The organism is Corallococcus sp. CA053C (genome assembly GCF_003611675.1).
Taxonomy (GTDB): domain Bacteria; phylum Myxococcota; class Myxococcia; order Myxococcales; family Myxococcaceae; genus Corallococcus.
The window spans coordinates 1-15,923 of the sequence record NZ_RAWA01000215.1 but is presented as its reverse complement, the minus strand read 5'-3'; the positions used below and the strand labels follow the sequence as shown (position 1 = coordinate 15,923).

Sequence of the window (15,923 nt, the reverse complement as noted above, 5' to 3'; positions counted from 1 at the left end):
CCCCCGCGAGGACCCGCCGCCGCGCGCCGCCGGTGCTCCCCGTGTCCCGCGACGCCGCGCTGCCGCTCTCCTTCGGCCAGCAGCGGATGTGGTTCATCGAGCAGCTCACGCCCGGGGGCATCTCCTACAACGTCCCGTACTTCGCGCGGCTCACCGGCCCGCTGGACGTGCCCGCGCTGGAGCGCGCCCTGGCCACGGTGGTGGAGCGGCACGAAGCCCTGCGCACCACGTTCGCCGTCGTGGACGGCAGGCCGGTGCAGCGCATTGCCCCGGAGCTGCCGCTGTCGCTGCGGGTGGAGTCGCTGGAGGCCGTGCCCGTCGTGGGCCGAGAAGCCGCCCTGCGCGCGCTCGCGGAGGCCGAGGCGCGCGAGCCCTTCGACCTGGGCGTGGGACCGCTCGTGCGCGTGCGGCTGGTGCGCCTGGGTCCGACGGAGCACGTACTGCTCCTGATGCTGCACCACATCTGCTGCGACGGCTGGTCGCTCACGGTGATGGAGCGGGAGCTGAAGGCGCTGTACGCGGCCTGGGTCTCCGGCACGGAAGCGGCGCTGCCCACGCTGCCGGTGCAGTACGCGGATCACGCGGTCTGGCAGCGTCAGTGGCTCCAGGGGGACGTGCTGCAACAGCAGTTGGAGTGGTGGCGCGGTCAACTCGCGGGAGCGCCCGCCGCGCTGGAGCTGCCCACGGACCGGCCCAGGCCCGCGGCGCAGTCCACGCGGGGCGCGGTGTACCGACACGCGCTGCCCGTGGGGCTGGGGCGGGAGCTGGAGGCGCTGTGTCGCAAGCAGGGCGTGACACTGTTCATGGCGCTGCTGGGTGGCATGCACCTGCTGCTCTCGCGCCACAGCGGCCAGGACGACCTCGTCATCGGTTCACCCATCTCCGGCCGCACGCGCAAGGAGGTGGAGCCGCTCATCGGCTTCTTCATCAACACGCTGCCGCTGCGAGTCCAGGGCGCCGGACACCTGGGCTTCGGTGAGCTGCTGCACCGCGTGCGCAAGACGTGTCTGGACGCGTACGCGCACCAGGAGGTGCCCTTCGAACAGCTCGTGGACGCGCTCCAGCCCGAGCGCGACCTGAGCCGCACGCCGCTGTTCCAGGTGTTCTTCACGCTGCAACACTCGGCGGTGCCGGCGCTGGAGTTGGAGGGGCTGCGGACGTCGGAGCTGGACTTCGAGCCGGGCGTGTCGCGCTTCGACTTCACCGTCTTCCTGCGCGAGACGCCCGACGGGCTCGTGGGAATCTGGGAGTACAACACCGACCTCTTCGACGAGGCCACGGTGGCGCGCCTCGCGGAGCACTACTCGCGGCTCCTGGAGGCCGCCGTCGCGGAGCCGGAGCGCCCCGTGGCCGCGCTGCCCCTGCTGTCTTCGCGGGAGCGGCAGCGCCTGCTCGACGCGGGGACGGGCGCCTCCGTCGCGTACCCGCGTGACGCGTCCCTGCCCGCCCTCTTCGCTGAACAGGTCGCGCGCGCGCCTGACGCCATCGCGTTGGAGGCCGGGGGCGAGCGCCTCACGTACGCGCAGGTGGAGGCGCGCGCGAACCAGCTCGCGCATCACTTGCGCGACCTGGGCGTGGACGTGGGGACGCCGGTGGGCCTGTGCGCGGGCCGTTCGCTGGAGCTGGTGGTGGCCACGCTCGCCATCATCAAGGCGGGGGGCGCGTACGTCCCGTTGGATCCGGCCTATCCCGCCGAACGCCTGGAGCTGATGGCGCGCGATGCCCGCATCGCCGTGCTGCTGGTACAGCCGGGACGGGAGGCCGCGCTGCCGACGCTGGACGTGCGGGTGGTGATGCTCGACCCGTCATGGCGGGCCTTCGCCGACGCGCGGAGTGACGCGCCCACGGTGCACCTCCCCGCGGAGGCGCTCGCCTATGTCATGTACACGTCCGGCAGCACCGGCCAGCCCAAGGGCGTCTGTGTTCCGCACCGGGCCGTGGCGCGGCTGGTGAAGGGGACGACCTTCGTGCGGTTCGGGCCGGAGGAAGTGTTCCTCCAACTGGCGCCGGCCTCGTTCGACGCGGCGACGCTGGAGCTGTGGGGCGCGCTGCTCCACGGCGCGAAGCTGGTCCTGTTCCCGCCGCACACGCCTTCACTGGAGGAACTGGACGCGACGCTGGAGCGCGAGCAGATCACCACGCTGTTCCTCACCACCGCCCTCTTCGAGCAGCTGGCCCTGGCCCGGCCCGCGGCGCTCGCGCGGGTGCGACAGGTCATCACCGGCGGCGACGTGCTCTCCCCCGTGGCCGCGCGCAAGCTCCTGGACGCGGGCCGCGCGGTCGTCAACGGCTACGGCCCCACGGAGAACACCACCTTCTCCACCACGCATCAGGTGACGCGGGCGCAGGACACGCGGCTGCCCGTGCCCATCGGGTTGCCGCTGGAGAACTCACAGGCGCTGGTGCTGGACGCGCACCTGGAGCCGGTGCCGGTGGACCTGGTGGGCGACCTGTACGTGGGCGGCGACGGCCTCGCGTGGGGCTATCTGGGGCAACCGGCGCTGACCGCCGAGCGCTTCATCCCGCATCCCTTCAGTTCCACTCCGGGAGCGCGGCTGTACCGCACGGGAGACCGCGCGCGGTGGCAGCCGGACGGACGGCTGGCGTTCATGGGCCGCGCGGACACCCAGGTGAAGCTGCGCGGCTTCCGCATCGAGCTGGGCGAGGTGGAGACCGCCCTGCGCCACCTGCCCGGCGTGGAGGACGCGGTGGCCGAGGTGCGCGAGTACGCCCCCGGTGACAAGCGCCTGGTGGCGTACGTGGTCGGTGCGGACGTGGACCCGGGCACGCTGCGCGCCGGCCTCTCCGCGAGGTTGCCGGGCCCGCTGGTGCCATCCGCGTTCGTGAAGCTGGACCGGTTGCCCCTGACGCCCGTGGGCAAGGTGGACCGCAAGGCGCTCGTGACGCCCGGGGAGTCCCTGCTCCCGGAGGGCACCTACGTGGCGCCAGTCACCGCGACGGAGACGGCGGTGGCCGAGGTGTGGGCGTCCCTGCTGGGGCGCACGCGCGTGGGCGCGCACGATTCCTTCTTCGAGCTGGGAGGCCACTCGCTGCTCGCCACGCAGACGGTGTCCCGGTTGCGGGAGACCTTCCAGGTGGACCTCTCCGTGCGGGCCCTGTTCGAGGCGCCCACCGTGACGGGGCTCGCCGCGCGCATCGAGGCGCTGCGACAGGGCGGCAGCAAGCTGCGCTCCCTCCCGCTGGTGTCCGGCCCGAGGGACGGCTGGCTGCCGCAGTCGTTCGCGCAGCAGCGGCTGTGGTTCATCTCGCAGCTGGACACGCTCGGGTTCTCCTACAACGTCCCGCTCGTCACGCGGCTGCGCGGGGCGCTGGATGCCAGGGCGCTGGGGCAGGCCCTCGCCGCCGTCGTCCGGCGCCATGACGCCCTGCGCACCACGTTCGACGAGGTGGACGGACAGCCGGTGCAGCGCATCGGCCCCGCGTGGGACTTCACGTTGAAGCAGGTGGAGGTGGCGCCTGCTTCGCTCCAGTCGCGGTTGGAAGCGGAGGTGCGCCGCCCGTTCGACCTGCGACGGGGCCCGCTGGTGCGAGGCCAGCTGCTGCACGTCACCGACGACGACCACGTGTTGCTGCTCGTCTTCCACCACATCGTGTTCGACGGGTGGTCCATCGACGTGCTCCAGCGCGAGCTGGATGTCCTCTACCCGGCGCGGCTCCAGGGCATCGAAGCCGCGCTCCCGCCCCTGCCGCTCCAATACGTGGACTACGCGCGGTGGCAGCGGGAATGGCTCCAGGGCGAGGACCTGGAGGAACAGCTCACCTGGTGGCGCGAACAGCTCGCGGGGGCACCGCCCGTGCTGGACCTGCCCACGGACAAGCCGCGTCCGCCGGTGCAGACCTTCCAGGGCGCGAACTTCCAGGTCGCGCTGCCGCCCGCGCTTCATGGAGCGCTCCAGTTGCTGGGCCAGCGCGAGGGCGCGACGCTGTTCATGACGTTGCTCGCGGGCTTCCAGGCTCTGCTCGCGCGCTACAGCGGACAGGAGGACCTGGTCGTCGGCTCGCCCATCTCCGGCCGCAACCGCCGCGAGGTGGAAGGGCTCATCGGCTTCTTCGTCAACACGCTCGCGCTGCGCACGGAAGCGGCGGGGACCGGTTCGTTCCGCCAGCTCCTGCACCACGTGCGGGAGAGTTGCCTGGGGGCCTTCGCCCATCAGGACTTGCCGTTCGAACAGCTCGTGGATGCGCTCAAGCCTCCGCGCGACCTGAGCCGCACGCCGCTGGTCCAGGTGATGTTCGTGCTCCAGCGTGCGTCCGCGCCGCTGTCGTTGCCGGGCCTCGCGGTGGAGGACTTCCCGTTCCAGTCCGGGGTCTCGCGCTTCGACCTCATGCTGTTCATGCGGCAGACGTCGCATGGGCTCGTCGCCTACTGGGAATACAACACCGCGCTCTTCGAAGAGGCGACGCTCGCGCGCATGGCCGCGCACTACGTGCGGTTGTTGGAGGGCGTCGTCGCGAATCCTGAACAGCCCCTGGCGACCCTGCCGCTGCTCTCCGAGGAGGAACGCCAGCAGGTCCTGGTGGGCTGGAACACGCGCGAGGAGCGGCTCCCCGCGCCGGGCCTCATCCACGCGTGGGTGGAGGCGCAGGTCGCGCGGACTCCCGATGCCATCGCGGTCACGGATGGCACCGCGTCACTGACCTACGCGAGGTTCGATGCACGCGCCAACCAGCTCGCGAACCACCTCATCGCGCTGGGCGTGGGACCTGGGAGCACGGTGGGCCTGTGTCTGGAGCGCTCCAGTCTGGACATGCCGATTGCCGTGCTTGCCACGCTCAAGGCCGGCGCTGCCTACCTCCCCCTGGATCCGAACTATCCGGCTGAACGGCTGGCCTTGATGGTGGAGGACACCCAGGCGCCCGTCGTCCTCGCGCATGCGACGTTCGTGAAGGCACTGCCTCCGGGCACCTCTGCACGCATCGTCACGCTGGAGAGCGAAGCCGCTGCCATCGCTGCACGCCCCACGTCATCTCCGGATGTGGAGCTGTCGCCCGAAACCATCTGCTACGTCGTCTTCACCTCTGGCAGCACGGGACGCCCCAAGGGCATCGCCATGTCCCATCGGGGCGCGGGCAACATGCTCGCGTGGCTGACCCGCCGTGCGGTCCGAGCCGAAGCCACCACGCTCCAGTTCGCTTCGCTCAACTTCGATGTCTCGTTCCAGGAGCTCTTCGGCACCTGGTGCATTGGCGGACGCGTGCTGCTCAGCTCCGCCGAGCTGCGCCGTGACCCGCCGGCCCTGCTGCGACTCCTCGTCCAGCACCGCGTCGAACGCCTCTTCCTGCCCTTCGTCGCGCTCCAGTCCTTGAGCGATGCCGCACGCACCGCACCGGAGCTGCCCCCGCTCAACGAGGTCATCACCGCGGGCGAACAGCTCCAGGTGACGCCCGCGCTCGTGTCCTTCTTCGAGCGGCTGCCCGGCTGCGTCCTCGAAAACCAGTACGGCCCTTCGGAGACGCACGCCGTTACCGCGTGGCGTGCTTCGGGCCCGCCGAAGACGTGGCCCGCCTTGCCTCCCGTGGGAACGCCCATTCCTTCGGTCCAGGCGTACGTGCTGGATCCACGTCTCGAACCGTGTCCCATCGGCATCCCGGGCGAGGTCTACGTCGGCGGCGAGGGGTTGGCCCACGGCTACCACGGGCGTCCGGACCTGACCGCTGAACGCTTCATCCCCTCCCCCTTCAGCACCACGCCGGGCGCACGCCTCTACCGCACGGGCGACAAGGCGCGGTGGCTCGCGGACGGGCAACTGGAGTTCCTCGGCCGCCTGGATGGACAGGTGAAGTTGCGCGGCTTTCGCGTCGAGCTGGGCGAGGTCGAAGCGGTCCTGCGCGCCCTGCCCGATGTTCGGGACGTGGTCGTCATCGTGCGCGAGGACACGCCGGGACTGCGGCGATTGGTGGCCTACGTGGTGCAGCCGGAGTCCTCCTTCGCACCGGACGTCCTGCGACAGGCGTTGGCGCGACGACTGCCGGAGCACATGGTGCCATCGGCCTTCGTGCGCATGGACACCCTGCCCCTGTCCCCGAGCGGCAAGGTCAACCGCAACGGCCTGCCCGCGCCCACGGAGGAGACGAAGTCCCCGGACGATTACGTTGCTCCGCTGACGTCGGTGGAGAAGGTGATCGCCGACATCTGGGCGTCCCTGCTCGTGCTGCCGCGCGTGGGATTGCAGGATCACTTCTTCGAGCTGGGCGGACACTCGCTGCTCGCCACGCAGGTCGTCTCCCGACTGCGGGAAGCCTTCCAGGTGGACCTGTCCCTGCGCGTCCTGTTCGAGGCGCCCACCGTCGCCGGGCTCGCCGCGCGGTTGGAGGAGTTGCTGCACGGCGCGCACCGGAAGCCAGCGCCGCCGCTCGTGCCGCAGCCTCGGGATGGGCTCATCCCGCAGTCGTTCTCCCAGCAGCGGCTGTGGTTCATCTCGCAGCTCGACACCAGTGCGCACGCGTACAACGTCCCGCTGGTCACCCGCCTCCGGGGACCGCTGGAGGTACGTGCCCTGGAGGAGTCACTCGGCGCGCTGATCCGGCGTCACGAAGTGCTGCGCACCACGTTCGACGAAGTGGACGGGCAACCGGTGCAGCGCATCGGCCCCGCCTGGGACTTCACGGTGAAGCAGGTGGACGTGGGCCCGGAAGCGGCACTCCAGCGACAGGTGGAAGCCGAGGCCCACGTGCCGTTCGAGCTGCGCCAGGGCCCGCTGGTCCGGGCCACGCTGCTGCGGCTGGCGGAGGACGACCACGTCCTGGTGCTCACGTTCCATCACAGCGTCTTCGACGGCTGGTCCATCGCCGTGCTCCAGCGCGAACTGGATGCCCTCTACCTCGCGCGCCTCCAGGGCACCGAGGCCGTGCTCCCTCCGCTGCCCATCCAGTACGCGGATCATACGCTGTGGCAGCGGGCCTGGTTGCAGGGAGACGTGCTGGAAGAGCAGGTGGCGTGGTGGCGGGAGCAGCTCGCCGGAGCACCGCCCGTGCTGGACCTGCCCACGGACAAGCCGCGCCCGCCGGTGCAGACCTTCCACGGCGCGTACCTCCAGGTCGCGCTGCCGCTCGCGCTCTCCAGCGCCCTCGTCGCGTTGGGCCAGCGCGAAGGCACCACGCTGTTCATGACGCTGCTCGCGGGCTTCCAGGCTCTGCTCGCGCGCTACAGCGGACAGGAGGACCTGGTCGTCGGCTCGCCCATCTCCGGCCGCAACCGCCGCGAGGTGGAGGGGCTCATCGGCTTCTTCGTCAACACGCTCGCGCTGCGGGCAGACGTCTCCGGCTCACGCTCCTTCCGCCAGCTCCTGCGCCGCGTACGGGAGAGCTGCCTGGGAGCCTTCGCGCACCAGGACCTGCCGTTCGAACAGCTCGTGGATGCGCTCAAGCCTCCGCGCGACCTGAGCCGTGCACCGCTGGTGCAGACGCTGTTCGTCCTGCAACAGGCGTCCATGCCCCTGTCGTTGCCGGGCCTCCACGCGGAGGACGTCCCGTTCCAGACGGGCGTCTCACGCTTCGACCTCATGCTCTTCGTGCGCGAGTCAGCACAGGGGCTGACAGCGTTCTGGGAGTACAACACCGCCCTCTTCGAGGAGGCGACCCTCGCGCGCATGGCCGCGCACTTCGTGCGCCTGCTGGAGGGCGCCGTCCGCCATCCCGAACAGCCCCTGTCCGCCCTGCCCCTGCTGTCCGAGGAGGAGCGCCAACAGGTCGTGGCGACCTGGAACGCCGCGAAGGATCTGTCGTTCGCGCCGGGACTCATGCATCGGTGGGTGGAGGCGCAGGTCGCGCGGACTCCCGACGCGGTCGCGGTCACGGATGGCACCGCGTCACTGACCTATGCGCGGTTCAATGCGCGCGCCAACCAACTCGCGCACCACCTCATCGCCCTGGGCGTGGGACCTGGGAGCACGGTAGGCCTGTGTCTGGAGCGCTCCAGCCTGGACATGCCCGTCGCGGTGCTCGCCACTCTCAAGGCGGGTGCTGCCTATGTCCCGTTGGATCCGAACTACCCGGCCGAACGGTTGGCCCTGATGGTGGAGGACACCCAGGCGCCCGTCGTCCTCGCGCATGCGGACTTCGTGCACGCCCTTCCTCCGAACACCTCCGCTCGCATCGTCACGATGGAGAGCGAAGCCGCCGCCATCGCCGCGCGTCCCACTGCGTCTCCGGAGGTGGAGCTGTCGCCTGAAGCTGTCTGCTACGTGGTCTTCACCTCCGGCAGCACGGGACGCCCCAAGGGCATCGCCATGTCCCATCGGGGCGCGGGCAACATGCTCGCGTGGCTGCTCAAGCGTGCCGTGCATGCAGAGGCCACGACCCTTCAGTTCGCTTCGCTCAACTTCGATGTCTCGTTCCAGGAGCTCTTCGGCACCTGGTGCATTGGCGGACGCGTCCTGCTCAGCTCCGCCGAGCTGCGCCGTGACCCGCCTGCCCTGTTGCGCTTCCTCAGCGAGCACCGCGTCGAGCGGATCTTCCTGCCCTTCGTCGCGCTCCAGTCCTTGAGCGACGCCGCACGCACCGCGCCGGAGCTGCCCCCGCTCAACGAGGTCATCACCGCGGGCGAACAGCTCCAGGTGACGCCCGCGCTCGTGTCCTTCTTCGAGCGGCTGCCCGGCTGCGTCCTTGAAAACCAGTACGGCCCTTCAGAGACGCACGCCGTCACCGCGTGGCGTGCTTCGGGCCCGCCGAAGACGTGGCCCGCCTTGCCTCCCGTGGGAACACCCCTGCCCAACGTGCAGACCTACGTGCTGGATGCACGGGGAGAGCCCTGCCCCATCGGCGTCCCGGGCGAGGTCTACGTGGGCGGCGAGGGGTTGGCCCACGGCTACCACGGGCGTCCGGACCTGACCGCCGAACGCTTCGTGCCCTCCTCCTTCAGCACCACGCCAGGCGCACGCCTCTACCGCACGGGCGACAAGGCGCGATGGCTCGCGGACGGGCAACTGGAGTTCCTCGGTCGCCTGGATGGCCAGGTGAAGTTGCGCGGCTTCCGCGTCGAGCTGGGTGAAGTGGAGTCCGCCCTGCGCGCCCTGCCCGACGTGCGGGACGTGGTCGTCATCGTGCGCGAGGACACGCCGGGACTGCGGCGCCTGGTGGGCTACGTGGTGCAGCCGGAGTCCTCCTTCGCACCGGACCTGCTGCGACAGGCGCTCGCACGACGACTGCCGGAGTACATGGTGCCGTCGGCCCTCGTGCGCATGGACACCCTGCCCCTGTCCCCGAGCGGCAAGGTCAACCGCAACGGCCTGCCCGTCCCGCACGAGGAAGCCGTCACGGGCACGGCCTACGTGGCCCCGGTCTCCGCGGTGGAGAAGCTCATCGCGGACATCTGGGCGCCGCTGCTGGGCGTGCCGCGCGTGGGCACGCAGGACCACTTCTTCGAGTTGGGTGGGCACTCGTTGCTCGCGACCCAGGTGGCCTCCCGGCTGCGCGAAGCGCTCCAGTTGGAGCTGCCCGTGCGCATGCTCTTCGAAGCGCCCACGCTCGCCGAACTGGCCGTGCGCATCGAAGCCCTGCGACAGGAAGCCCGTCCCCTCCAGGCGCCGCCCCTGGTGCGGGTGGAGCCCGGGGACATCGCGCCCCAGTCCTTCCCGCAGCAGCGGCTGTGGTTCATCGACAAGCTCACCCCGGGTGGGTTCGCCTTCAACTTCCCCCTGTTCATCCGGTGCAAGGGACCTCTCGACGTGGCCGCGCTGGAGCGCTCGCTCGCGGCGCTCGTCGAACGCCACGAAGCCCTGCGCACGGTGTTCGCGGAGGTGGACGGACAGCCCGTGCAGCGCGTGCTGCCTGAAGTCTCCTTCGTCCTCGACCTCGAGCGATGGGAAGGCGTGTCACTCGCGGAGCGTGACACCGTCCTGCGCCAGCGGGCCGAACGGCAGATGCGCCACGTCTTCGACCTGCGCACCGGACCGTTGCTCACGGCGACCCTGGTGCGGCTGGACGAAGAGGACCACGCGTTGCTGCTGCTCATGCACCACATCGTCACGGACGGCTGGTCCGCGGACGTGCTGGGGCGCGAGCTGGGCACCCTCTACGACGCCTTCACCCGAGGCCAGACACCGCACCTGCCACCGCTGCCCATCCGCTACACCGACTACTCCCGCTGGCAGCGCGCGGCGTTGCAGGGCGAAGCGCTCCACGCGCGGCTCTCCTGGTGGAAGCAGCACCTGCGAGGCGCGCCCACCGCGTTGGAGCTTCCCACCGACCGGCCCCGTCCCCCCGTGCAGTCCCAGCAGGGCGCGGCGCTCATCGTGCGAGTGCCCGCCGCCGTGGACGCCGCCGTGCGCGAGCTGTGTCACCAGCAGCGCGTCACGTCGTTCATGGCCCTGCTCGCGGGCTTCCAGGCCCTGCTCGCGCGCGACAGCGGCCAGGACGACGTGGTGGTGGGCTCACCCATCTCCGGCCGCGACCACCGCGAGGTGGAGGGGCTCATCGGCTTCTTCGTCAACGCCCTGCCCCTGCGGGTGAGGGTGTCCGGAGACGAGGGCTTCCAGGCCCTGCTGGGCCGCGTGCGCGAGACGTGCCTGGGGGCATACGCGCATCAGGACCTGCCCTTTGAACAGCTCGTGGACGCGCTCCAACCGCCCCGGGACCTGAGCCGCACGCCGGTGTTCCAGGTGGTGTTCGCGCTCTACAAGGACTTCCCCGCGATGCCCCTGCGCGGGCTGGAGACGGGGCCGGTGCCCTTCGAGCCGGGGCTCGCGAAACACGACCTCACCCTGTTCGTGCGCGAATCCGCCACCGGGTTGCTGACGCACTGGGAATACAACACGGCGCTCTTCGACGAGGCGACGGTGGAGCGCATGGCCGGACGCTACGTGCGCCTGCTGGAGCAGGTGACGCAAGACCCGCGGCGCCCGCTCGCGTCGCTGTCCCTGCTGTCGGAGCGCGAGCGCCATCAACTCCTCGTCGCGTGGAATGACACCGCGCTCGAATTGCCCCGGGACCTTCACGTCCCCGCGCGCATCAGCGAACAGGCCCGGATCCGACCTGAAGCGCTCGCGCTGTCGAGCGGTGGTGAGCGGATGACCTTCGGGGCGCTGGAGGCGACGGCGAACCGGCTCGCGCACCTGCTGCGTGCGGAAGGCGTGAAGCCGGAGGCCGTGGTCGCGCTCTGCCTGGACCGCACGCCCGGATACGTGTGGGGCTCGCTGGGCATCCTCAAGGCGGGCGCGGCCTACCTGCCAATGGACCTCGCGTGGCCGGAGGCGTGGTGGCGGCATGTGCTGACGGACAGCGGGGCGCGCATCGTCGTCACGCGCAAGGCCTTCGCCTCCCGCTTCGAGGGCACTGGGGTGCGCGTGCTGTGCCTGGACGCGGAACCCACGCTGGAGGCGCAGCCGGGCACGGCGCCGGACGTGACGCTGGACGCGGGCTCCCTCGCCTACGTCATCTACACGTCGGGCAGCACCGGCCGACCCAAGGGCGTGGCGGTGACGCACGGCGGGCTGGACAACCTGGTGGCGGGCTACGTCGCCGACATGCGGCTCGTTCCAGGCGACCGCTCTCCGCTGCTGATGGGGCTCGCGTTCGACGCCTCGGTCGTCGAGACGTGGCCCACGCTCACGCACGGCGCGAGCCTCCACCTGCCACCGGACGACGTGCGCGCGGAGACGGCTCGGCTGGTGCAGTGGTTCGCGGAGGAAGGCATCACGGTGGCGTCGATGCCCACGCCCATGGCGGAAGCGGCGCTGGAGGTGCCGTGGCCCGCGGGGATGCCGCTGCGTCGGATGCACGTCGCGGGAGACGTGCTGCACCGCCGCCCCGGCCCCTCCGTCCCCGGCCAGTGGGTCAACTGCTATGGCCCCACGGAGAACACGGTGGCGGCGACTTCCGCGCTCGTGTCTCCCGAGGGCCCCGAGGGCGTGCTGCCGCCCATCGGACGGCCGGAGCCCAACGTGCGCGCGTACGTGCTGGATGGCGCGGGGTTGCCGGTCGCGGTGGGGCTGTGGGGAGAGCTGTACCTGGGAGGCGCCAGCGTCGCGCGCGGCTATCTGGGACAGCCCTCGCTCACGGCGGAGCGGTTCGGCCCGGATCCGTTCTCCGGTGTGCCCGGAGCGCGCATGTACCGCACGGGGGACGTGGTGCGGTGGCTCGCGAACGGCAACCTGGAGTTCCGTGGGCGCGGGGACTCGCAGGTGAAGGTGCGCGGCTTCCGCATCGAGCTGGGCGAGGTGGAGGCGGCGCTCCTGGCGCATCCCTCGGTGAAGGAAGCCGTGGCGCGGGTGCGCGAGGACGTGCCCGGCCAGAAGCGACTGGTCGCGTACGTGGTGCTCCGCGAAGGAATGGGGTTCACGGTGGACGCGCTGCGCGCTGCCCTTCGCCAATCGCTCGCGGAGCACGCGGTGCCGTCGGCGTTCGTGGTGCTGGAGCGGCTGCCGCTCACACCCAATGGCAAGACGGACCGGGCTGCCCTGCCCGCACCGGACCTGCACCGTCCCGAGCTGAGCGAGGACTACCGCGCGCCCGAAGTCGGACTGGAGCAGACACTGGCGGCGCTCTGGGCCCAGGTGCTGGGCGTGGACCGCGTGGGCGCGGGGGACAACTTCTTCGACCTGGGCGGCAACTCGCTGCTGCTTCAATCCGTGCACGCGAAGCTGGAGGCGCTGGTGGGCCGAAAGGTCCCGCTGGTGACGCTCTTCCAGTTCCCCACGGTGCGCGCCCTCGCGGGGCATCTGGCACCGCCGAAGGATCAACCTCCCGAAGCACCGGCCCCCGCGCAGGACCCGGGCACGCAGCGCCGGGACAACCTGCGGCGCATGGCCCAGCGACGCGGGAGGCCGGGCTCCGGGTAGGAACCCGAGGACACTGACGTCATGGGCCGCAGCCCAGGGGGTACCAGATCCCCCTCCAGCTACAGACGCCCATGTTGGGCAGGACATGCCCAGCGTCGAGCGTGGTCACGTCCACGTCCTCGGTGACGTGCGTGAAGGTCGGGAGCGGCGTCTCCTTGAAGAGCTGTGCCTGGAGGATCCGACGGGCATCGTCCAGGTCATACGCGGTCACGCCACAGCCGCCACACAGCCCCCGCGCGCGCAGCACGTCCTCGGGGAGCTGGATCCAGTAGCGATGGAGACGGGGCTGTCGCGCTGTCATGGAAGAAGGGTCGCGAGCTTCGCGCCCAGGGTCTGGGCGTTCTGCCCGGTGAGCATCGACGCGTGGTTGCCGGGCACCGTCTCCACCCGCACCACCGCGCCCGTGTCCAGCCACTCCAGCTCTGGATGCTTCGGCATGTGCTCCAGCTGCGTGCCGGCGCGGAAGAACTGGAGCGTGCCGCCCTCGAAGCGGGGCATCGGGTACTGGCGCAGGGCGGCCATGTTCACCTCCCAGACCCTCACGAACCGGCGCTCCTGCTCCGGATCCGTGAAGGGCGTCTCCTGCTGGAAGCCCACCCCGCCCGCCTGGGCTTCCGCCACGTCCCCCGGTCCCGGCGTGTCGAGCAGCGCGCACACCGGCACCGCGTGGCCCTCGGCCGTCAGCCGGCGGGCCATCTCGTAGACCACCGCGCCGCCGAACGATGCGCCGACGAGCAGGTACGGCCCCGTGGGCTGCAACGCGCGCACGGCCTCCAGGTAGGCCGTCGCCATCTCATCAACCGACGTATGCAACGGGCCGTCGGGTTCCAACCCGCGCGACTCGAAGGCGTAGGCCGTCCGCCCTGCGTCGGTGGCCTGCGCCATCTCCCGGTAGAACACCGACTGGCCTCCCGCCGCGTGCACGAAGAAGAGCGGCGGTCCGCGCGTGCCCTGCTGGAGCAGCGCCACACCCGGCGGAAGGGGGCGGGCCTCCGCCTTGCCACCCAGCCTCCGGGCCAGCAGCTCCACCGTGGGAGAGGTCAGCATCTCCTTCAACGGGAGCCGCTTGTCGAACCGCTCCGAGATCATCGCGAGCAACCGGAGCGCGAGCAGCGAGTCCCCGCCCAGCGCGAAGAAGTCGTCCTGGATGCCCACGTCCTCCAGCCGGAACAACTGCTGGAAGCACTCGACCAGCATCCGCTCCGCGGCATCGCGGGGAGGCATGCGCTCACCGCGCCGACGCACCCGTCCTGTCGGGACCGCACGAACAGCGGCCGCAGGCTCAAGCGGGACCGGGCTGGATTTGGCGGACGGGACTTCGTCCAGGCTGTAGTGCACGCGGTCGAAGCTGTACGTCGGAAGGTCCACGCGCCGACGCAGCTCACCGCCGCGAAAGCGCTCCCAGTCCACGTCCACGCCCGCGGCCCAAGCTTCTCCCAGGGCCGTCAGCGGGCTCGCGGGGGCGTCACCCTTTGTCGGCAGGGTCGCCAGCACGGGCTGCGCCTTGCGCGCCGGATGCTGCCGAGCCAGCGCGGTCAACGTCGTCCCGGGCCCCACTTCGAGCAACGCCCGGTCCCCGGATTCCAGCAGACATTCCAGCGCGTCCGAGAAGCGCACCGTGTGCCGCAGGTGGCGCACCCAGTAGTCCGTGGACGTGGCCTCACGCTCCTGCAACCAACGACCGGTGAGGCTGGACACCACGGGCAGCGTGGGCGCGCGGAGCTTCACGCGGCCGACCTCCCGCGCGAAGCCTTCCAGGAAGGGCTCCAGCATCGAGGAGTGCGCGGCGCGCGCGTACCGCACCCGCTTGTGCTCGATGCCCCGCGCGGTCAGCGCCTGTTCGACGGACTCCAATTCCGGCAGCGGACCGGAGAGCACGCAGGTCTCCGGACCGTTGATCGCCGCCACCGACACGGCGGTCCCCAGCAGCGCTTCCACCTGCCCCACCGGCGCGAGCACCGACACCATCGCGCCCGCGGGCATCGCTTCCATCAGCCGGCCCCGGGCCACGACGAGCCCCAGCGCCTCCTCCAACGTGAACACCCCCGCGAGGCACGCGGCCACGTACTCGCCCAGCGAGTGCCCCAGCAGCGCCTCTGGCTTCACGCCCCACGACAGCCACAGCTGCGCCAGGGCCCAATCACACACGAACAGCGCGGGCTGGGACCACAGCGGGCGGTCCAGCTCACGCGACGCGGCGTCGAAGCGTTCCGGTCCCGCGAACATCACGTCCCGCAGGTCCGCGCCCAGCGGTCCCCGAAGCCACTCCGCACAGGTGTCGATGGCGGCACGGAAGGCAGGCTCGCGCAGGAACGCCTCGCCCATGTTCACGCGCTGCGCACCGCCACCCGGGAACAGGAAGGCCGCTCCGCGCGACTCGCCTTCATCGAACACGGTGCGCAACCGCTCCGGGGCTTCTCCGGTCAGGAGCGCCGTCGCATCCTCGCCCCGGCCGCACACGACGAAGCGACGCCAGGGGAAGCGAGCCCGGCCCACCTGCAACGTGTGCGCGACATCCGCGAACTGCTCCGGTCGTGTGCCCATCACCGCGCGCTCACGCAGGTGATCCGCGAGCGCCACGGTCATCCGCTCCAGCGCCGCCTCCGTCTTCGCGGACACGAGCAGCACCTCGTCCTCGCGCCGCGCAGGCTCCGTCTCCCATCGCGGTGCCTCCTGCAACACCACGTGCGCGTTCGTCCCGCCAATCCCCAGCGCGCTCACACCGGCCCGCAGGGGCCGTGGCCCCTCCCACGCGCGCAGGCTCGACACCACCTGGAACGGGCTGTCCTCCAGCTCCAGCAACGGATGCGGCGCCGTGAAGTTCAGCGTCGGGGGAAGCTGCCCGTGCTCCATCGACAGCACCGTCTTGATCACCCCCGCCATGCCCGCCGCGGCATCCAGGTGCCCGAAGTTGCTCTTCACGCCCCCCAGGCCGCACGCCCCGGGCGCCACGCCCTGGAACACCTGCTTGAGCGCCGCGACCTCAATCGGATCTCCCAGCGCCGTCGGGCGTGCTCCCAGCGACTGGAGCGCGCGCAGCATCAGCACCCCGGAGGCCAGCCCATCCACGTCCGGGTGCGGCACGACGAGGACGGGGCGGCCCCGGCACCCCTCCAGGAACCCCCG

General features: G+C 71.1%; 3 protein-coding genes. 1 reads left to right on the top strand and 2 read right to left on the bottom strand.

Annotation, left to right across the window (positions count from 1 at the left end):
* Positions 1 to 41 precede the first annotated feature (41 nt).
* Complete coding sequence (locus D7V97_RS25565; RefSeq protein WP_233583197.1) at positions 42 to 12,797, top strand: non-ribosomal peptide synthetase; 12,756 nt, start codon at positions 42 to 44, stop codon at positions 12,795 to 12,797.
* Between the two features lie 19 nt (positions 12,798 to 12,816).
* Here the strand turns inward: D7V97_RS25565 and D7V97_RS25560 are convergent, their stop codons facing one another.
* Positions 12,817 to 13,098, bottom strand: coding sequence for a hypothetical protein (locus tag D7V97_RS25560; RefSeq protein ID WP_120613253.1), 282 nt, complete (start codon positions 13,096 to 13,098; stop codon positions 12,817 to 12,819).
* The coding region (locus D7V97_RS25555; RefSeq protein WP_120613252.1) for a type I polyketide synthase at positions 13,095 to 15,923 on the bottom strand (2,829 nt) is incomplete at its 5' end. The genes D7V97_RS25555 and D7V97_RS25560, both read right to left, overlap by 4 nt.